Origin of the sequence: Streptomyces sp. NPDC020996 (assembly GCF_040641355.1) — a bacterium.
GTDB lineage: Bacteria > Actinomycetota > Actinomycetes > Streptomycetales > Streptomycetaceae > Streptomyces.
The window spans coordinates 48,412-67,359 of sequence record NZ_JBFADM010000046.1 but is presented as its reverse complement, the minus strand read 5'-3'; the positions used below and the strand labels follow the sequence as shown (position 1 = coordinate 67,359).

Sequence of the window (18,948 nt, the reverse complement as noted above, 5' to 3'; positions counted from 1 at the left end):
TCTTCCTGTTCGTGCCGGTGAGGGGTTTCTGCCAGTGCTGGGCGCCCCAGCGGGAGGTGTAGGCGGGGTCGACGGCGACGATGGTGATGCCGAGTAGCTCGTCCTCGGCGGTCAGGTGCTTGAGCCGGTCGCGGACCGCCACACCCGACGGGCCGGGGACGACGAACGGCGCCGCCAACTCCCGCAACCCACCCACCCCCGATCATCCCCGCATCCAGGCCGGCCAAAAGCCCGTCACCACGCTCAACGACCACCACCGGCAAAGGTCACACATTCGACCGAGGAACCTCCGTTCCCGCCCAGGGGGATGCACGTGCCGCAGCCCGGACTCACTCATGCGCGCCAGAACACACCTGTGCGCAGTCAGCCACAAGCAGTTCACAACCTCGGGGATTCATGAGCGTGAACGCGTCATGGGCATTTCATGCGTACCGCGCGTGGGAACGTGGCGAGGCCCGGGAGTCGTATCCAGCTCCCGGGCCTCTGGGGATGCCACCCATTTGCGTACGCCGGCGGCGTTTAAGAGGACGGATCAGTCATCAGGCCGTCGTGTTCTTCCTTTGAACTACCGCACCACGAGAGGTGCAGGCGAGAGTCGAACTCGCATCCGACGGCGTTCGTCCGTCCCCGGTCGCGTCGGCGATCGGCGGCGAATGCTGAAGCTTGAGCGAGAGTCTGAGATTGAAGCGGCCCGCCTCTTCCGGATTGGGCTACCCCGGCCCGTGGTGCTGCCAGTGCCGGGGGGAGGATTCGAACCTCCACTGTCGACCGCGGTCTTCAGGCTGAACGTCAGTTTCAGCTTGCGCTCATGACGCGGACCGGTCCTCAATCGGCCCGCGCCTGGTTGCGCACCCCCGCGCTCGCACGCGGGGGCGATCAGTATGCCGCCCTGTGTGGCCTCAGCCGAAGAGGTAGCCGAACACCGCGTCGCCGACGCGCTGGTCGGTGACCTCGGCGCCGTTGGCCTCCTCGCGGGCGAACTTGACGGCTTGCTGGAGCTTCTCGATCCGCTCCACCAGCTCGTTGACCCGCCGCGCCGGAAGCGCTCCGGAGAACTTCACGGTCGTCCAGTACCCGATGGGCACGTCCTCGTAGTACACCTCGACCTGCGCCGGGTGCTTGTCGGTCGCCTCGGCCTTGACGTGGTTGCGCGGCACCTTCTTCGTCCGGATGGTGCGGACCGGGTCCGTCTTCCACCAGTCCGTCGACGGGTCCAGCGACCAGGACTCGGCGGCGTCCAGCACGGGCAGCTTCTTCACGAAGGCGTGCAGGTCGGTGAGCTGCTTCTCCAGGAAGAGGAGGTAGCTGACCGGGACGTCCGCGAGGACCGTCCGCCCGTCGACGGAAACGTCCGCGCGGGCGGTGCAGTTGGCCCAGTCCTTGGTGGCGGTGACGTCGAACAGACGGGTCAGCGACGCGGCCATCTCGCGCAGCACGTCCTCGCCCTTGACCTGCACCCGCGTGGACTCCGGCGGCAGCTGCTCGCCCTCTTCGTCCTTCGGCTGGTACGTACGCGAGATACCGGCCAGCAGAGCCGGCTTCTGCACCTTCTGGTGAGCCGCGGTGACATCCTGCACCGACTTGCTCTTGACGCCCTTTTCGACAGCGATGATCTGATTGAGCTTCGCCACTGGGTCCCCCCTTCGAACAAGAGAAACGTACGCACCGCAGGCCCTCAAGTGCCAACGCTTTTAGCGCAGCTGACGTGCGCTCGCGCGGCGAGGTCCGCCGTGCCGCCGCATCGACGCCGAGGCAATCGCAGGGGACCATGTTGGCGGGGAAGGCACTTTCGGGAGGGGCCGGGCAGTGGTGGGACGAGGACGAACAGTCGGACCGAGCGTGCTCGCGGCCGTATCTGCCGTGGCGGCGGCCGCCTCGGCGTGCACCCCCAACTCCCAGCAGGCGTGCGCCGGCTGGGGCGTCGAGTCCGAGATCCACGTGATGTTCCTCCAGGAGGGGTACACCGGCCTCGACGGAGCCTCGTACGAGCTGTGCGCACGGGGCAGGTGCAGCGAGGGCGAGCTGAAGCAGGAGGACCTCACCCAAATACACCTCCGCCTCCCCGAGGACGTGGATCCGCACAGCGGCCCGGTCCGTTTCCGGGTCACCCGCCGGGGAAGCGACAGCCCCGTGATCGACGCCTCCTCCGACGTACGCCTCACCTACCAGTCCGACAACTGCGGCGGCGGCGCCTACAACCGGACGCTCGCCTTCACCAAGGCCGACGGCCTGACGACGAAGATCCCGCCGAGCGTGTCGACGGGGTGGCGCCACCAGGCCGAGACGCCGGACTCACCGTCTCCGTCGGCCTGACGCCGCGGCCCGCGAGTGGGTCAGCGCCCAACGGCGAACTGCACGAACGCCGCCCACTCCGAGCGGGGGAAGGCGAGTCGGGCTCGGGCCGGCACCTTGGAGTCGCGGATGTGGACGGCACCGGGCGTGACGGCGACTTCGAGGCATTCGCCGCCCTCGTTGCCGCTGTAGCTGCTCTTGAACCAGGCGAGGGGAGCGGATTCCGCAGCACTCATAGCTCTGCCACCATCTTCTCGATCAAGGCAAGGGACTCCTGCATCGTAAGCGCCTGCGCCCTGATGCTTCCGTACCGTGCGGCCAGGATTCGAACTTCCTCGGCGTCCGTGACCAGTCGGCTGGAGCTCTGCGCCTCGACATATCCCAATTGCGGCTTCCCCTTGGGGGTCAGCAGGATGAAGGAGCCGCCCATCCCCGCGTGCTGGGTACGTTCGGTCGGCATCACCTGCAGTTCCACGTTGCGCAGCCGGGCCAGTCGGAGCAGTTGGTCCAACTGCTCCCTGTGAACGTCCCGATCGCCCAGCGGACGCCGGAAGACCACCTCCTCGACGACAGCCGTGATCATGGGCGGGGGCCACTGGGTGAGAATGTCCTGCCGTGCCAGCCGAGAAGCCACCCGCTGCTCCACCAACTCCTCTTCCAGCAACGGCTTGCGCATCTCGTACAAGGCCCGAATCCGTCGTTCCGTCTGGAACAAGCCCGGGATGTCATGGCAGTTGTAGAAGTTGATCTCAACAGCCTCCCGCTCCAACCGCGCATAGTCCCGGAACCAGGCCGGATGCCGGACCCGCGCCTTCGCCTTGGCCCGCTCGACGTCCTCGATCGTTGCGCGCAGCAGCCCGCCCGCGCCCAGCAGTTCGTCCGCCGCCTCCAGGAACTCCCGCTGCGGCGTCCGCCTCCCACGTTCCAGCGAGGAGACGAGGTCCTCGCTGTACCCGAGCCGGTCCCCCAGCTCCCGCTGCGTGAACCCGGCCCGTTCCCGGAGCAGCTTGACCTGCTTGCCCACCGCCCGCATCAGGTCACCGCTCAACTCGGCCTCGTCGTAGGCCCCCTGCGCCTCCACCGCCGCCTCGGACACGACTGCCCCCTTGTCTCAGGTCACGACCGACACCCCGCACACGGCACTTTCCGTGTCGGTACAGGCACCCTCCGTACTGAGGGATGTGCTGGTCAGAGTAGAGCGAGCCGACCACGCTCGGTGACGTGAAGACGCAGATCTCCCCCCTTCGATTCAGCCAGCTCCTCAGCTCCACCCCGCGCGGCGCCCGCCTGGCCCGTCTGCTGACCGTGCAGCAGCTCGACGCGTGGGGCTGGCCGCCGGCCTGCACGGTGAGCGAGTCCGCCGCGCTCGTCGTCGCCGAACTGACCGCGAACGCGGTGACCCACGGCCGGGCTCAGGGCCGCGGATTCCGGCTCACGCTCACCGTCCAGGCGTCCGACGCCGACACCCTCCGTGTCGAGGTCACCGACGCGAGGGGCGACCGCGCGCCCCGGCCCCGCACGACCGCCCCCGAGCCCGTCGCCGAATCCGGCCGCGGCCTGCTCCTCGTCGAAGCCCTCACCGTGAGCTGGGGATGGGAGCCCTGGCCGCCCTCCGGGAAGACCGTATGGGCCCGTCTCCCGCTCTCCTGACAAGCGTGCCTGATACAGCCCGCCCGCTGACGGCCGTCCACCTCGGCTGATCACGGCCGACGGGTTTACGCATTTGGGCCACCGGTCACGGAGAGATCCTTTACGTTGACTCTACGTTCGCCATCGAGTCGAGGAACCGCATGCCGCCGTTACCCGCGTTCAACCCCAGCACGGAGTGCCCACCCCCGGGCAGGTTTCCGCTGACCTGGGACGAGATCGAATCGGAGCTGGTGAAGGCTGACGATTTCGCGGAGTCGTCCACCCGCAGCGGCCTGCTGGAGGAGCTGCGGGTCCACTTCGCGCTGGTGGAGATGGCCACGGGCGCGGTGGGTCGGCTCTGGCTCGCCGGGAGCTTCGTCAGCGGAAAACTGGATCCCGAGGACATCGATGTCACCTACCTCATACCGTCCGACGCGTACGTCCGGGCGATGGCGGACCCCGACACCGTTGACAACCTCGACAATCTGGGTACCAAGGACTGGTGTGTGCGCCAAGGGCTGCGCGTGGACGCATATGTCCTGCGGCTCGCGGCGACGGAGGACTTCCGCGCGCTTGGGGTGACCGGGGCCATGGCGCCGGACGACCACAAGGTGTTCGAGAGTCTAGGAGTCTACGACGAGGTCTGGCAGCGCTGCCGGAGCGGACCGAACGGCATCCCGAGGGGAACCCGGCGAGGATACGTGGAGGTGGTGCTGTGAACACCTCGCGGAACCTGCCCGACCCCTCGGACAAGGAGGCCCTGCAGGCGTGGATGCGGGCCAATCGGGGCAAGGCTCCCGGCCGTGAACCGGTACGGTCTGCGGACGAACTGGCAGCAGCCCAGCGGCGCAAGCTGCTCGAAGCCGTGGGCCTCGCGACCGGCGACGCCAAAGCGGGGCCGGTGCGGCGCTCGCTCCGGCTGGCTCTCGAAGGAACCCCGGTCAGAGAGCACCGCGTGGACTCGTCCGTCCTCGGGCAATGGCTGATCTCGTTCCAGGAGACCGTCTCAACCATCGCCCACGCTCTCGACGAAAGCCGGCCCACACACGACTACGGGCCGCTCCCGCAGGCCGTCCGAAAGGCGACACGGCTCTATGCGGCGGCCACCTTCCCCTCCTCGTACGGCATGGTCCTGGAGGAGGCGCCGACCGACGAAGACGCGCTGCCGTTGCCGGGCATGGTCTCGGCGCAGTCCCTGCTGGACCGGGCGATGGGCACCGTCCTCGACATCACTGACCGAGCCGAAGGCGGCCCGGGGGCCGTCGACGCCGTCATCGAAACCGCGCTGCCGCTGGGCGGACGGGTCTTCAACCGCCTCACCGAACTGACGGGCGTACTCGCCGACTCGGGCACCGACATCAGTCTGGCCTGGAGTTCGCCGTACAACGGGATGCGGGCCTCCCGGCTCGGGTCGAGCAGCGCCCGGCGATGCAGAGACGCGCTGGGAGCCGCGCAACCCGAGGAACGTCGGATGCCGCTTGCGGGCCGGCTTGTCGGCGGCAGCATGCTGCGCGGAACGGTCGAGATCGAAACGGGCGACCGAGGCGTGATCACGGCCCACGTCAACCACGAAGTCACCAGCCTGCTCAGCGCCTACGCGAACCGCCGAGTCATCGCTGACATCCTCGTGTCGACGGTGCGGTCGCCGCATGGGCGCGAACACCACAGCTACGTCGTGCTCGAATTGAGGCTGGACGAGAGCTGAAGCGGCGGCGCCCACTGAGCACCGACACGCGGAACGCGTACCTGGCAGTGAGCGACGCCAAGCCGGCCGACGAACGCGCGGCTGTGCACGCGTCACGCTGCCTGGGCTGCTGATGGTGGACTGTGTGGCTCCGCACGGCCCCTCGGACGAGCAACTCGCGTTCGTCTTCGGCGAGCGGCGACTTCCCCGGCCTTTAGCCCGGGGAGCGGAAGTCAATGGGCCAAGGTCCCGTCGCCGCGTGCTTCGAGAGGACCAGCACGTCGCATGGACAGGATTCGGGCAGCACGCGGTCGGCCCAGAGCGGTGGCTGCGCCGTTCGGCCCTGTCCCGATTGCCGCCCACACGGTGACCCTCTGTGATGATTCATGACTTTCCGATTCCTCGGGGACGAATCTTGCGGAGGTATCAGTGACGTTCCGTCAGTGGAGTGCGGCCATGGCCGCGACAGCCGGGCTCGCCGGGTCCGTGCTGCTCAGCACGCCCTCACCGGCGGCCGCGGACACCCGCGACCGGACCGCCGACCGGCCCGTGACGCACCAGCAGCAGAAGGCCGCCGGAGGGGTGGGCGACTCGGACGGCTTGGGTTACCCGGGCTCGGACACGAACCCGGCGCTGCTGCCGCACGGCGGGCCGGGGCGGGACGACTCGCGGACGAACTGTCTGGGGCTGGTGCCCTCGCCCTACCCGTTCGCGCACACGCCCTTCGTGTGCAACGACTGGCGGTTCGGCCCGGCCAAGCTGCCCACCAAAGGCATCCTCGGCCGGATCCTCGCCGGGTACAACCGCTTCGGCAACCTGACGCCGGTCGAGTTCCTGAACAAGTGGTGGGACCCGAGCGCGGACCTGGGCCAGGGCGACTGGAAGTACTCGCTGCTCCCGGACGACGGCTTCGACCACAACGCCCAGGGCGCGCCCCTCGCGGAGGAGTACACGCTGAGGGTCGGCCAGTTGGTGGACCGCTTCGGCAACGAGTTCGGCAAGTTCCTCTCACCGGCCGGCGACGCGTACGGAAGGCGGTCCATCCCGCCGTCGGCCCTCAACACCCAGGACCCGCGTCACCCGTACGACTACGCCCTGTACCGGGTGAAGAAGCCGACGCTGGTCTGCGCCGGCCCGGCCGCCCCCGGCTTCGAGCAGCCGGGTCAGGGTACGCAGTACGTGACCTCGGTCGCGGCGACGGCGACCTACTGCCCGAACGTGAAGACCGGCGCCACGGTGGCCTCCCTGCTCAAGAGCGGCAACCTGGAACGCGCCAACTGACACGGGACGGAAGAAGGGCCGGGGCATGGATCGGCACGAACTGTGCGAAGCGCTGCGCGCGGCCGGCGTCCCCGCCGGGCTGTACGAGATCGTCGGCTGCCCCGCCCCGCCCGGCACGCCCCGGCCGGAGGACCGCCTCTACCTTGAGGAGGACGACGGCGGCTGGGTCGTGGGCGTGCGGCAGCGCGGCGTCCGCACCGCCCTGGAACGGTTCGACGACGAGGACCGGGCGTGCCGCAGCCTGTACGCCAGACTGACCGACCCGGGGCCACCGTCCGTGCCGCTCACCCCCGAGGAACGAGCGCGGCTGCGCCGCCCCTGACGGACCTCGACCCCGGCGCCCGGTGCGTGGACCGGGTCTAGGCAGCCATGGCCGGCCGGCTGCTACGGACCGGGTGGCCTCCAAGCTCGCCGTTCTTCGGTTCGAGAGGGCAGGCACGGCAATGCCTTCGCTCCTGGGCCATGCCCGAGCGAAGGCTCTCGAACAAAATCAGTCCCCGGTAGTGCTGCACGTGTCCTGAAGCGTCAGTCGTCACTGCTGCCTCGGTATCGCGCCGGCTTGCCGGGGGCCTGAACCACATCCTGTCCGAGTCACTCCGCCGATTAGACGTCCTCACCGGGTTTTGTGGCTCTTTCGGTGTTGTGGTCTATTTCCATGATGGCCGACATTCGGCACGAGTCAATACCTATCGGGCATATTTCTCGAGATGCGTGCAGGGAGTACGGGCGCAGGCTTTCCCGACAAGCGCCGGGACACCGCGCGCAAGCCCGATCCGGCCGCGGCCAGGCGAACGCGCGGGAGGGCGAGCAGGCCGAGGAGGACCACGGCCGGCCGTGCGGACAGGCCCGATGAGCGCGAGTGTGGAGAGCGGGACACACAGCTTGAGGAGGCTGCCATGAAGCGATCGGCACCACAGCGGGCTCCCGAGATCCAGGTGGAAACCCAGGGGCAGATGCCGCCGGGAGCCGTCGAATACGCGCAGGAGAAGGTACGGGCGCTCACCGGCCGGACGCGGGAACCGGTTCTGTACGCCCGCGTCAAACTGACCCATATGGCCAACCCCGCCATGGAGCGGCCCGCGATCGCCCAGGCCAACCTGGACGTCAACGGGCGTCCGGCTCGCGCGCACGTCGCGGCCACGAACGTGAACGAGGCCGTCGACCTGTTGCAGGACCGGTTGGCCGTGCGGCTGACGCGGCTGGAGGAGCACTGGGAGGCCCGGCGGGGCAAGACACCCGTGCCGGGCACGCATGAGTGGCGTCACGGCAGCGAGCCCACTCACCGCCCCGACTACTTCCCGCGCCCGGCCGAGGAGCGGCAGGTCGTACGGCACAAGTCCTACTCGCTGGCCCAGGAGTCGCCCGACGAGGCGGCCTTCGAGCTGGAGACGATGGACTACGACTTCCACCTCTTCACCGACGTGGGTACCGGAGAGGACAGCGTGCTGTACCGGGCGGGCCCGACGGGCTACCGTCTCGCCCAGGTTCATCCACAGCCTGACCTGGTCGGCCCCGTGAACGTGCCGCTGACCTCGAGCGAGCTTCCGGCCCCCCGGATGGGCGTGGCCGAGGCGAAACAGCGGTTGGATCTCACCGGGTTCCCGTTCGTGTTCTTCGCCGACGCGACCACCGGGCGGGGAAACGTCCTGTACCACCGCTACGACGGCCATTACGGGTTGATCTCTCCCGTCGAATAATGGTCCGTCGCGGCGCCGCGCCGCAGCCGCGGTCCGGCGAACCCGGGCCTGCCACCCCCACGGCTCCTGCGGCGAGCGGCACGGTTCGTGAGGCAGGCGCATCCTGGAGTTGGAAGAGCCGCGGCACGCCACCCCGAACGTGTCTTGATACGGCGGCATCCCGGGTGCTTGGTGGCACGTGGCGCCGACCGCCCACTCGGGAGTGGCCATGAAACTCTCCTTCCTGGAACCTCTCTACAAGCAGTCCGGTCCTTTCGCGTCCGTCTACCTGGACACGTCCCGCGACGCCGCCCTCGAGGATCCCGATGCCGCCGTACGACTGCGCTGGCGGCGTCTTCGGGACGCGTTGGTGTCCGAGGGAGCGGACCGGGAATCCGTCACCGCGGTGGCGGGCACCGTGGGCAGCGACACGGACGTTCCCGGCACCCACGGCCAGGCCGTGTTCACCGCCCACGGACGCCTGGCCCTGCTGGACGAGTTGCCCGCCCCGCCCGCCCGGGACACGGCGCACTTCGGGACGCTGCCGGACACCATGCCGCTGATCGTCCAGCACGCACCGGGGATTCCGTACCTGGCGGTGCACGTGCATTACGGCGGCCGTCACTCGACGGACGCCACCGGCACCGTACGGATCGAGGCCGAGGCGGGTGCATGGCCGCTGACCAAGGTCACGCCGGGCCACCGCCTGGACGAGGAGATCCCGGTGGCCGACTGGGCCCGCGCCGCCGGCGAGGTCGGCCGGGAGCTGGAAGGTCACGCACGGCGCATCGACGTCGAGACGGTGGTCGTCGCCGGAGACGTCTGGGCCCGCGGCATCCTCATCAACCGGCTCCCGGCCGCCCTGCGCGGGCAGGTCACCACCGTGGCGGGCGCCGGCGAGTCCGAGCCCGGGCGGGCGCTGCTGGAGCACCGCCTCGAAAGCCTCTTCGAAGGGCGCATGGCCGCGCACGACCGGGCACTGCTGGACGCCTTCCTCGCCGAGCGGGCCCGCGACGGAGCGTTCACGGAAGGCCTTGCGCCTACCGTGTCGGCGCTGCAACGCGGCAAGGTGAAGGCCCTCTTCCTCAACGACCACCCCGAGTCACCTCTCCGCCTGTGGGTCGGTCCGAAACCCGGCCAACTCGCCCTCGCCGAACAGGAACTGCGCTCCTACGGCATACGGGAGGTCAGCGAGGAACGGGCCGACACGGCCCTGGCCCGCGCCCTCGTCGGGACAAGAGCCGAACTGATCGTGGTGCCCGAGCAGGAGCTGCGGCCGAGCGAGGGCGTGGGCGTACTCCTGCGCTACGCCGATCCCGCATCCGGCAAGTGAGCAGTCTTCCGGGATGCGGCTCGACGCGGGTTCTCCGGCCCGCGCTCAAGGTCGTAAGCACAGCCGGTCGTGCCGCGAAACGGGGGGTGCCGCCGTCGGCCCGCACCTCTTCCACCACCGCTTGGTGCAGGCTTCGGCTGTCCTGCCGAGAGGGGCAGGGCACCGGCCTGTCAAGCGGGAAAATAGTCACTGACCTGCGGAAATAAAGAGCGGCAGACGAGTCGGGCTGTACGCCGGGTTCTGTTCCGGTGGGTCCTCGCGGGCCCGCCGGCGACGGCCATCCATCTAGGGCCGGTGTTGCCACCGGCCTCGTGCGGTCTACCCGTGGACTCGGGCGGGCAGCCCTCGGACGTCCACGCAGAGCCGCCTTTCACAGCGGCTCCTTTTGACCTTGCTCCAGGTGGGGTTTACCTAGCTGCCCAGGTCACCCTGGGCACTGGTGGTCTCTTACACCACCGTTTCACCCTTACCCGGCACCTGAGTGCCGGGCGGTCTGCTTTCTGTGGCACTGTCCCGCGGGTCACCCCGGGTGGCCGTTAGCCACCACCCTGCCCTGTGGAGCCCGGACGTTCCTCGGGAAGCCCCCTAGGGGGACTCCACGCGGCCGTCCGCCCGGCTCGTCTGCCGTGTCGGCCATGTTACCGGGCGCGGCGGGGCCTTCCGCGCCCGGCCCGCCGTGGCCAGCACCGAGCCCGCCAGGATCAGGGCGAAGGCCGCCACCGTGCCTGCCGTCAGCGGCTCGTCCAGGAACAGCACCCCGGCCGCCACGGCCACCGCCGGGTTGACGTAGGTGATGACCGTCGAGCGGGTCGGGCCGATCTCCTTGATCAGTTCCAGGAAGGCGACGAAGGCCAGCGCCGTGCAGACGACGCCCAGGCCGGCGAGGGCGGCCAGCACGGAGGGCGCGGGCATCGCCGTCGGCCGGGTCGCCGCCGCGGCGGGGGCGTAGACCAGGGCCGCCAGGGCCAGGCAGGGGGTGATGAGCTGGAGCGTCGGGACGTCCTTCAGCTTGCGGGCCGCTATCAGCGGCGCCGTCGCGTAGCCCACGACCGTCAGCAGCACCTCGGCCAGTGAGCGCGCGTCGCCGCCGGTGAGGTGGGGGACGGTGAGGACGGCCACGCCCGCCAGGCCCAGCGCCAGGCCGGCCACCCGGCGGGCGCCGAGCCGTTCCGTGTCGCCGAGGAGGCGGGCCGCCGCGATTCCGACGATCGGGACGCCCGCGATCAGCAGGCCGGCGGTGGAACTCGACAGGTGGCGTTCGGCGTCCGTGAGCGTGAACCAGGGGACGATGATCTCCAGGCACGCGAAGGCCAGCATCGGCTTCCAGTGCGTCCGCAGCGTGCGGGTGAGGCCGCCGCCGCGGAGGGCGAACGGGAGCAGCAGGGCCGCGCCCACGGCGCAGCGCGTGAACACCACCGCCGACGGGGAGAGGTCCTCCACCGCCACCTTGATCAACAGGTAGGGAACGCCCCAGACCACTCCCATCAGGGAGAACAGGAACCAGCCGCGTGCAGTCATGCGGCGAGTCTCCGGCCCCTCAGCACCCGCCGTCTTGAACGCTGTTGCGGTACGCCGCCGGGGTCACGCCCAGCACGCGGCGGAACCAGCGCGTCAGATGCGCCTGGTCCGCGAAGCCGACCAGGCCGGCCGCCTCGGCGGGGCGCAGACCGGCGTCCAGCAGGCCGCGGGCCCGGTGGACGCGGTGCTGCGCGAGCCAGGCGTACGGCGGCAGTCCCATGGCGGTGCGGAAGGCGCGCAGCAGCTGGTAGCGGGACAGGCCCAGGTCGCCGGCCAGGTCGGCGAGGGACGGCGGGTCGAGGAGTTCGTCGGCCAGGCGGTCGCGTACGACGCGGGCGATGCGGTCGGCGCCGGGGACGGCGTCGTCCGCCGGGCGGGCGGTGGAGTGGCGGCGGGCGAGGGCGGTGAGCAGCCAGGGCAGGCGGGACTCGGTCTCCAGGGGGTCCGGGCAGGCGCTCAGTTCGGTGTGGGTGCGCAGGACGGCCGTGGCCAGCTCGGGGTCGTCGATCAGCGGCTCGCGGAAGTGCGGTACGCCGCCGAGGGTGCCGTCCGTGAGCAACGCGGTCTGCGCGTACAGGGCGCGGTAGGCGTAGCCGTCGGTGGGGGTGCCGGGGCCGCCGGTGTGGGTCTCGCCAGGGGCCAGGACGACGATGGAGCCGGGGCCGGTGCGGATGTGGCCGCCGCGGTAGTCGATGACCTCCGAGCCGCCCACGCAGACGCCGACGGTGAACTCGTCGTGCGCGTGGGGCGCGTAGACGTGTGTGTCGAAGCGGGCGGTGAGCAGGTCGAGGCGGGGGCCGCACCGGCCGAGGCGTGCCCTGGTCCACCGTGCCTGCTCCACGCGCCGCCCCCTGTCTCCGCGTCGTCCTCAGGGTGCAACGCCCACGGGATCAGAGAAAGTCCGCGGTCTCCAGCTCGAAGGCGAACGGCTCGGGGAGGGGCAGCGGTTTGCCGAAGGGGAGGGTGCAGACCTGGCGGTAGTCGTCGTTGCGCGGGTCGCTGAACAGGGTGACCGACGCGGCCTCGCCGTCGACGAGCAGGTACAGCGGGATGCCTCCGCGGGCGTAACAGCGGCGCTTGGCCTCGCGGTCGGCGGCGGGCTTCGTGGAGGTCACCTCCAGCACCATGGCGACACCGTCGCAGGGCATCCAGGGTTCGGCCCCCCGGTAGAGCCGCAGCTCCATGGGGGCGAACGTCGCGTCGGGAATCGCGTGGTCTTTCGGGCAGCCTCCCCCACTCCGCAGCTTCAGCCCCTTGTTTCCCGCGAACTGCATGCGGGTTCGCGATTTCCTGATCACCTCTTCCACGATCAAGCCGATGTAGTCCTCGTGGTCCCCGTCCGGCGGCGGTGTCACAACGATCTCCCCGTCGATCAGCTCGGCCCGGAAACCCTCCGGGGTGTCCAGGGCGAGAAAGCCCTCCAGCAGGACCTCCGCCTGCGTGAGCTGCTCATGGGCCATGGCGGTCATGTCACGCCCCTCCTTCGGTCGCTCGCCAGCCTGGGACATCGGAAGATCACCTGTCCGTGGGATCGGGAACCGTTCCCTCGATCGTGGCACAGGATCGGCACGCCCACGACGACGACGGCCGCGGGGTCGGGAGCGCGTGTCAGGGGGCGTGTCAGAGGCGTGACAGGTGGGTGTCAGGGGCGGGCGCGACGGTGGGGGCATGAAGAATTCGGCGATCGCGGTCTCCGGGCTGCGCAAGGCGTACGGCGACAGAGCCGTCCTCGACGGCATCGGCTTCGAGGTCCCCGCGGGGACGGTCTTCTCCCTGCTCGGCCCGAACGGGGCGGGCAAGACGACGACAGTGAACATCCTGGCGACGCTGCTGACGGCCGACGCCGGGACGGTGCGCGTCGCCGGGTACGACGTGGCGGCCGAGACCCGGCAGGTGCGCGCGGCCATCGGCGTGACCGGCCAGTTCGCCGCGGTGGACGAGCTGCTGTCGGGCCGGGAGAACCTGCGGCTGATGGCGGACCTGAAGCGGGTACGCCCGGCCGATCCGCTGGTCACGCGGCTGCTGGAGCGGTTCGAGCTGGTGGAGGCGGCGGACGACAGGGTGTCGGCCTACTCCGGCGGTATGCGCCGGAAGCTGGACCTGGCGATGACGCTGGTCGGCGACCCGCGGATCATCTTCCTGGACGAGCCGACGACCGGGCTCGACCCGCGCAGCAGGCGCACGATGTGGGGGATCGTCCGCGAGCTGGTGGCCGCCGGCACCACGATCTTCCTCACCACGCAGTACCTCGAGGAGGCCGATCAGCTCGCCGACCGGATCGCGGTCCTCGACCGTGGCCGGCTGGTCGCCGAGGGCACTCCCGAGGAGCTCAAGCGCCAGGTCCCGGGCACCCACGTCCGGCTCCGGTTCGCCGGCCTCGACGAACTCGACGCGGCGGCACAGGTGTTGGCCGGGTCCGCGCGCGACGACCAGGAGCTGACCCTGCGGGTGCCCAGCGACGGCGAGTCCAGGTCGCTGCGGGCCCTGCTGGACCGGCTCGACGAACACACGATCAACGCCCAGGAGTTCTCAGTGCACCGGCCCGACCTCGACGACGTCTTCTTCGCCCTGACCGGGCGCCCGAGCACCGAGGCGGTGGCGAAGTGAGCAGCCTGTCCACGGCGTTGGCCGACTCGGCGATCATGTTGCGCCGCAATGTGAAGCACACCCTGCGCAATCCGCTCGTGGTGTTCAACGCGGTCCTGTTCCCGATCGTGCTCATGCTCATGTTCGTGAAGGTGCTCGGGGGCGCCTTCAGCGTCGGTGAGGACTACATCGACTACGCGACGCCGGGCCTGCTCGTGATGGCGGTGAGCTACGGGCTGGGGTCCACCGCGACGGCCGTGAACGACGACATGCGCAAGGGCGTCATCAACCGGTTCAAGGCCATGGACGTCTCCCGCGGCGCCGTGCTGACCGGGCAGGTCGTCGTCACCACCGTGCGTTGCCTGGTGGCCTGCGCGGCCATCGTCGCGGTGGCCTTCGCGCTGGGCTTCGACCCGGGCGCGAGCGCCCTCGACTGGCTCGGCGTGCTGGGCCTGCTCCTGCTGCTCACCTTCGCGGCAAGCTGGCTCACCGTAGCTCTGGGGCTGGCCGCGAAGACCGCGGAGTCGGCAGGCCTGGCCACCGTGCCGCTGGTGATGCTGCCGTTCCTGAGCAGCGCGATCGTGCCCGCGGACACGATGGGGGCGGGCGTGCGGCAGTTCGCGGAGTACCAGCCCTTCACGCCGATCATCGAGACGCTGCGCGGGCTGCTGGCGGGCGACCCGTCGAGCGGCGACGCGTACGCGGCCGTCGCCTGGTGCGTCGGGCTCGCCGTCCTCGGTTACGTGTGGGCGGTGTCCACGTTCAGGAAGCGAGCGTGACCTCGACGAGTCGGGACCAGCCGGTCCGCTCCCCCTCCGCGGCCGCCTGGGCGAACCGCGCGTCGCCGAGGCGGCGCCGCGCGGCCCGCTCGATGCGGGCCGGGTCCGGGTAGGAGCGGTCCTGGAGCCCGCACACGCCCGCACTCGCCGCGAGCAGCCGCGCGGCCTGCTCGGGCTCGTCGCGGCGCAGGGCCAGGTCGGCCACCCCGACGACGGTCCGGGCGAGCAGCGGCGCGTATCCCGCCTCGGCGGCGGCCGCGCAGGCCGCCGCGCGGTGCGTCCGGGCATCGCCGAGGTCGTGGGCGAGGTAGCCGAGGAGGTCGTGCGTCACCGCGCGGACGTTCGCCATCTGCGCCTCGTCGCCCAACGCGGCCGTCGCGAGGCCGAGTTGCCGGTGTGCCTCCTCGGCGTCGCCGGCCCAGCGGGCGAGTTCCGCCCTGGACAGGGCCAGTTCGGCCAGCGCGTCCGGCCAGGTGACCCGCTGCGCGCAGCGCTGCGCCTCGGCGAGGGCGGCCGCCGCGGCGTCCCGGTCGCCCAGCAGCCAGTGGAGCTGAGCTTGCCGTGACCGCATCCTGATGACGTCCTCGGTGGTGCCGGCCTCGGTGACGACCGTTATCGCCTGTTCGTAGTGCTCGCGGGCGCGGGCGAACTCGCCGCGTGCGGCGAGCCGGTCCGCCAGCTCGGTCAGCGCGAACGAGATGCCGAACCGTTCGCCGAGCGCCCGGAACTCGGCGAGCGCCGTCTCCAGGTACGCGTCCGCGTCCCGTCCGTCCCGTCCGCCCCGGCCGAGCACGATCCGCATCTTGCCCAGGTGCAGCCGTGCCAGCGCGCGCACCCAGGGGTCCTCGTTGTCCAGCAGCGGTTCGAACGCGGGCAGGAACTCACCGGGCGCGCGCAGCAGGTGCTCCAGCGCGTCGACCAGCCCCAGCAGCGGGTACCGGCGACGGCTGCGGCGGCTGAACCGGTGCGCCTCGCGGATCCACTCGGCGGCCTGGCGTTCGTCGCCCCGCCCGGAGCTGACGAACAGCACCACCAGCGCGTACGCCATGGCCCGGACCTCGTCGCCCACCTCGCCGGGGACACGGGTGGCCGCGGTGATCAGCTCCAGCCCCTCGGTGCGGTGCCCGCCGAGCCACCAGTACCAGCCCGCGCCCGCCGCGAGCCGCATCGCCGCCTGTGCCTCGCCCGCCGCCAGCGCGCCGCGCAGCGCCGCGCCGATGTTGTCGTGCTCGGCCGCGAGCGTGGCCAGCCACTCCAGTTGCTCCGCGCGGCGCAGGTGCGGTTCTGCGGTCTCGGCCAGCTCGGTGAAGCAGGCCAGGTGCGCGCGGCGGGCCCGGTCCGCTTCGCCCGCCTCCGCGAGCCGGTGCCGGGCGTACTCCCTGATCGTGCCGATCATGCGGTAACGCGGGGCCCCGTCGCCCTCGGCGAGCAGCAGCGACTTCTCGGCGAGCGCGGTGAGCAGGTCGAGTACGTCGTCCCGCTCGACCGCGTCGCCCGCGTCACCGGCGTCGCCCGCGCAGACCCGTTCGGCCGCCTCCAGGCTCGCTCCGCCGGAGAACACCGCGAGCCGGCGCAGCACCGCCCGCTCGGCGTGACTGAGCAGCTCCCAGCTCCAGTCGATCGCCGCGCGCAGCGTCCGGTGGCGCGGCAGCGCGGTCCGGCTGCCGCCGGTCAGCAGGCGGAAGCGGTCGTCGAGCCGGGCGGCGAGCTGGTCGACGGGCATGGTGCGCAGCCGGGCCGCGGCCAGTTCGATGGCCAGCGGAATCCCGTCCAGGGCCCGGCACACGCGCGCCATCGTCGCCAGCGTGCGGGCATCGGCCGAAAGGTCGCGGCGGACCGCCCCGGCCCGGTCCCGCAGCAGCCGGACCGCGGGCGAGGACGCGATCTCGTCGGGGGTCGCGTCGGCCGCCGGCAGGGCCAGCGGCTCGACCTGCCACACCGCCTCGCCGGTGATGCCGAGCGGTTCCCGGCTGGTCGCCAGGATCCGCAGCCGCCGGCACTCCCCGAGCACCCGGTGGGCGAAGACCGCCGCGGACTCGATCACGTGCTCGCAGTCGTCCAGGATCAGCAGCGCCTCCCGCTCGCGGATGGCGGCGATGAGCCGGTCCGTCGGCTCGGCGTTCGCGGCCCCGCCGAGCAGGGCGTCCCGCAGGCCGAGCCCGGCGAGCGTCGCCTGCGCGACGTCGGCCACGTCGCCGTTCGCGGGGACGGCGGCGAGCTCCACCAGCCAGGCCCCGTCCGGCAGGCCGTCGAGGAGCGTGCGCGCGGTCTCGGCGGCCAGCCGGGACTTGCCCGAACCGGCCGGTCCGATCACGGTGGTCAGCCGGTGCCGGGCGAGGAGGTCGCGGACGGCGGCGACGTCGTCGTCCTTGCCGACGAACGCGGTCAGCTCGGCCCGCAGGTTGGTCCTGCCACCCTCCTGTCGCCGCCCCGGCTCGCCCCGCAGAAGGGCGACGTGCAGCGCGGCCAGGTCCGGCGATGGGTCGACGCCCAGCGCGTCGGCCAGGGCCTCCCGCGCCCGCTGGTACACCAGCAGCGCCTCGCTGTCGCGGCCGGCCGCGGCGAGGGCGCGCATCAGCGCGGCGACCAGCCGTTCCCGCAGCGGGTGCGCGGCCACCAGGTCGGTCAGCTCCGTGACGGTGTCCGCCGCGTGGCCGAGGGCGGCCTCCGCGTCGTACCGCTCCTCCAGGGCGGCCAGCCGCAACTCCTCCAGCCGGGCGGCCGCGGCGCCGCACGCGGCGCTGTCGTGCAGGCCGACGTCCTGCAGGGCCGCCCCGCGCCACAGGCCGAGCGCCTCGCGCAGCAGCCGCACCCGCCGGGAGGCATCCCCGGCGCCGGCCCGGCACACGGTGAGGAGACGTTCGAACCGCACGGCGTCGACGGCGTCGGGGTCCAGCGCCAGCCGGTAGCCGGCCGGATGCCCCTCGACCACCCCGTCCGGCAGCACCTTCCGCAGCCGGGAGACCAGGCGCTGCAGGGCGTTCGTCGCGTCGGCGGGCGGGTGCTCGCCCCAGATCCAGTCGACCAGTGACGTTCTCGGGACCACGTGCCCCGCCTTGAGCGCGAGGGCGGCCAGCAGTCCGCGCAGGCGTACGCCCGGCACGTCGACCGAGGCGCCGTCAGCCGCGCGGACCTCCAACGGACCCAGCATCCCGATCTGCACCCGCTGATTTTGCCACGGGGGCCGGCGGGCGCCTCCGGGCCGACGACGCCTCGTCGAGGGGGAGTTGAGCGGGCGCCGGGTGGCCGCCGGGCGGGCCGCGAGAGGCGGGGCGGCACGGGCGTCCCGGTGCGCTCGCGGCCCCCGTACGCTGGCGCAGAGCTGAACCGAAGGAGATCCGTCCGTGCTTGTCCTGCTGCCCCCGTCCGAAGGCAAGGCCTCCCCCGGCCGTGGCGCCCCGCTGAAGTTGGAGTCGCTGTCGCTGCCGGGACTGACCGCCGCCCGCGAGGCCGTCCTCGACGAGCTGGTCGAACTGTGCGCCGGGGACGAGGACAAGGCGCGCGAGGTGCTGGGGCTGAGCGAGGGGCTGCGCGGCGAGGTCGCGAAGAACGCCGCCCTGCGCACGGCCGGCACGCGGCCCGCCGGGGAGATCTACACCGGCGTGCTGTACGACGCCCTCGGCCTGGCGTCCCTGGACGCGGCGGCGAAGGAGCGGGCGGCGCGCTCGCTGCTGGTCTTCTCCGGACTGTGGGGCGCGGTCCGGGTGACCGACGAGATTCCTTCCTACCGCTGCTCGATGGGCGTCAAGCTGCCCGGGATCGGGGCGCTGGCCGGGCACTGGCGGGCGGCGATGGCGTCCGTGCTGCCGGAGGCGGCCGGGGACGGGCTGGTGCTGGACCTGCGGTCCTCCGCGTACGCGGCCGCGTGGAAGCCGAAGGGCGAGGTCGCCGGGCGGACGGCGACCGTGCGGGTGCTGCACGCGCCGACCCGGAAAGTCGTCAGCCACTTCAACAAGGCAACCAAGGGCCGGATCGTCCGGAGCCTGCTCACGGCGGGCGCGGTGGTGTCGGCGCCGGGTGAGCTGGTGGAGGCACTGCGCGACCTCGGCTACGCCGTCGAGGCGCAGGCGCCCGCGGCGGCGGGCCGCGCCTGGGCACTGGACGTGCTGGTCGACCAGGTGCACTGAGGTCGCGCGCGGCGAGGCCGAGTCGCCTGCTGCCTCCGTACCA

The 18,948-nt window shown here is 71.5% G+C and carries 18 protein-coding genes, 1 other RNA gene and 1 pseudogene; 11 read left to right on the top strand and 9 right to left on the bottom strand.

What is annotated here, in order from left to right; all coding sequences use genetic code 11:
- Together AB0G63_RS27415 and AB0G63_RS27410 are read right to left on the bottom strand one after the other, a co-directional pair.
- Window positions 1-196 (bottom strand): hypothetical protein (locus AB0G63_RS27415; RefSeq protein WP_360755264.1); only part of this gene is annotated, 196 nt, incomplete at its 3' end.
- A 703-nt stretch (window positions 197-899) separates the two neighbouring features.
- The gene (locus AB0G63_RS27410; RefSeq protein ID WP_360755261.1) at window positions 900-1,631 is read right to left on the bottom strand and encodes a hypothetical protein; all 732 of its coding nucleotides are present in this window, start codon (window positions 1,629-1,631) and stop codon (window positions 900-902) included.
- 208 nt (window positions 1,632-1,839) lie between these two features.
- Between AB0G63_RS27410 and AB0G63_RS27405 the strand changes: the two genes are divergently transcribed.
- Window positions 1,840-2,313, top strand: coding sequence for a hypothetical protein (locus AB0G63_RS27405; protein WP_360755259.1), 474 nt, complete (start codon window positions 1,840-1,842; stop codon window positions 2,311-2,313).
- A 20-nt stretch (window positions 2,314-2,333) separates the two neighbouring features.
- On the opposite strand, the gene AB0G63_RS27400 is transcribed toward AB0G63_RS27405, so the two are convergent.
- Both AB0G63_RS27400 and AB0G63_RS27395 read right to left on the bottom strand, forming a co-directional pair.
- Entirely contained in the window at window positions 2,334-2,528 is a 195-nt protein-coding gene (locus AB0G63_RS27400) for a DUF397 domain-containing protein (RefSeq protein ID WP_360755256.1), read from the bottom strand.
- A complete protein-coding gene (locus AB0G63_RS27395; RefSeq protein ID WP_360755275.1) occupies window positions 2,525-3,325 on the bottom strand; it encodes a helix-turn-helix transcriptional regulator in 801 nt (266 codons plus the stop codon). The genes AB0G63_RS27400 and AB0G63_RS27395 overlap by 4 nt, the downstream gene beginning before the upstream one ends.
- A gap of 188 nt (window positions 3,326-3,513) precedes the next feature.
- Between AB0G63_RS27395 and AB0G63_RS27390 the strand changes: the two genes are divergently transcribed.
- The 7 genes from AB0G63_RS27390 to AB0G63_RS27360 all read left to right on the top strand — a co-directional run bounded on the left by AB0G63_RS27390 (window position 3,514) and on the right by AB0G63_RS27360 (window position 9,895).
- Window positions 3,514-3,942, top strand: coding sequence for an ATP-binding protein (locus AB0G63_RS27390; protein WP_360755253.1), 429 nt, complete (start codon window positions 3,514-3,516; stop codon window positions 3,940-3,942).
- 140 nt (window positions 3,943-4,082) lie between these two features.
- The gene (locus AB0G63_RS27385) at window positions 4,083-4,640 is read left to right on the top strand and encodes a hypothetical protein (RefSeq protein WP_360755251.1); all 558 of its coding nucleotides are present in this window, start codon (window positions 4,083-4,085) and stop codon (window positions 4,638-4,640) included.
- The gene (locus AB0G63_RS27380) at window positions 4,637-5,626 is read left to right on the top strand and encodes a hypothetical protein (RefSeq protein WP_360755249.1); all 990 of its coding nucleotides are present in this window, start codon (window positions 4,637-4,639) and stop codon (window positions 5,624-5,626) included. The genes AB0G63_RS27385 and AB0G63_RS27380 overlap by 4 nt, the downstream gene beginning before the upstream one ends.
- A 435-nt stretch (window positions 5,627-6,061) precedes the next feature.
- A complete protein-coding gene (locus AB0G63_RS27375; RefSeq protein WP_360755246.1) occupies window positions 6,062-6,886 on the top strand; it encodes a TNT domain-containing protein in 825 nt (274 codons plus the stop codon).
- Between the two features lie 25 nt (window positions 6,887-6,911).
- Window positions 6,912-7,208, top strand: a complete 297-nt coding sequence (locus AB0G63_RS27370) for a hypothetical protein (protein WP_360755243.1) — start codon at window positions 6,912-6,914, stop codon at window positions 7,206-7,208.
- A gap of 574 nt (window positions 7,209-7,782) precedes the next feature.
- Window positions 7,783-8,583 (top strand): sigma 54 modulation/S30EA ribosomal C-terminal domain-containing protein, encoded by an 801-nt coding sequence (locus AB0G63_RS27365; protein WP_360755241.1) that lies wholly within the window; start codon window positions 7,783-7,785, stop codon window positions 8,581-8,583.
- 208 nt (window positions 8,584-8,791) lie between these two features.
- Window positions 8,792-9,895 carry a hypothetical protein gene (locus AB0G63_RS27360; RefSeq protein WP_360755238.1) on the top strand — a complete coding sequence of 368 codons (1,104 nt, stop codon included), beginning with the start codon at window positions 8,792-8,794 and terminating at the stop codon, window positions 9,893-9,895.
- A gap of 213 nt (window positions 9,896-10,108) precedes the next feature.
- Here the strand turns inward: AB0G63_RS27360 and rnpB are convergent.
- From rnpB to AB0G63_RS27340, 4 genes and pseudogenes are all read right to left on the bottom strand, one after another.
- Window positions 10,109-10,515: RNase P RNA component class A (rnpB, locus tag AB0G63_RS27355), an RNA gene on the bottom strand.
- Between the two features lie 118 nt (window positions 10,516-10,633).
- A pseudogene (locus tag AB0G63_RS27350) lies at window positions 10,634-11,380 on the bottom strand (DMT family transporter); the annotation flags it as partial.
- Between the two features lie 52 nt (window positions 11,381-11,432).
- A complete protein-coding gene (locus AB0G63_RS27345) occupies window positions 11,433-12,254 on the bottom strand; it encodes an AraC family transcriptional regulator (RefSeq protein ID WP_360755236.1) in 822 nt (273 codons plus the stop codon).
- A gap of 49 nt (window positions 12,255-12,303) precedes the next feature.
- Window positions 12,304-12,882: a Uma2 family endonuclease gene (locus tag AB0G63_RS27340; protein ID WP_360755234.1), complete on the bottom strand. Its 579-nt coding sequence runs from the start codon at window positions 12,880-12,882 to the stop codon at window positions 12,304-12,306.
- Window positions 12,883-13,081: 199 nt separating this feature from the next.
- Here AB0G63_RS27340 and AB0G63_RS27335 point away from each other — a divergent pair, with 199 nt between their 5' ends.
- Together AB0G63_RS27335 and AB0G63_RS27330 are read left to right on the top strand one after the other, a co-directional pair.
- Window positions 13,082-14,020 carry an ATP-binding cassette domain-containing protein gene (locus tag AB0G63_RS27335; RefSeq protein WP_360755231.1) on the top strand — a complete coding sequence of 313 codons (939 nt, stop codon included), beginning with the start codon at window positions 13,082-13,084 and terminating at the stop codon, window positions 14,018-14,020.
- Window positions 14,017-14,778: an ABC transporter permease gene (locus AB0G63_RS27330; protein WP_360755229.1), complete on the top strand. Its 762-nt coding sequence runs from the start codon at window positions 14,017-14,019 to the stop codon at window positions 14,776-14,778. Before AB0G63_RS27335 ends, AB0G63_RS27330 begins: the two co-directional genes overlap by 4 nt.
- Here AB0G63_RS27330 and AB0G63_RS27325 read toward each other — a convergent pair.
- The gene (locus AB0G63_RS27325) at window positions 14,762-17,941 is read right to left on the bottom strand and encodes a BTAD domain-containing putative transcriptional regulator (RefSeq protein WP_360755227.1); all 3,180 of its coding nucleotides are present in this window, start codon (window positions 17,939-17,941) and stop codon (window positions 14,762-14,764) included. The genes AB0G63_RS27330 and AB0G63_RS27325 overlap by 17 nt on opposite strands.
- 181 nt (window positions 17,942-18,122) lie before the next feature.
- Here AB0G63_RS27325 and yaaA point away from each other — a divergent pair, with 181 nt between their 5' ends.
- Window positions 18,123-18,905: a peroxide stress protein YaaA gene (yaaA, locus tag AB0G63_RS27320; RefSeq protein ID WP_360755225.1), complete on the top strand. Its 783-nt coding sequence runs from the start codon at window positions 18,123-18,125 to the stop codon at window positions 18,903-18,905.
- Window positions 18,906-18,948 lie beyond the last annotated feature (43 nt).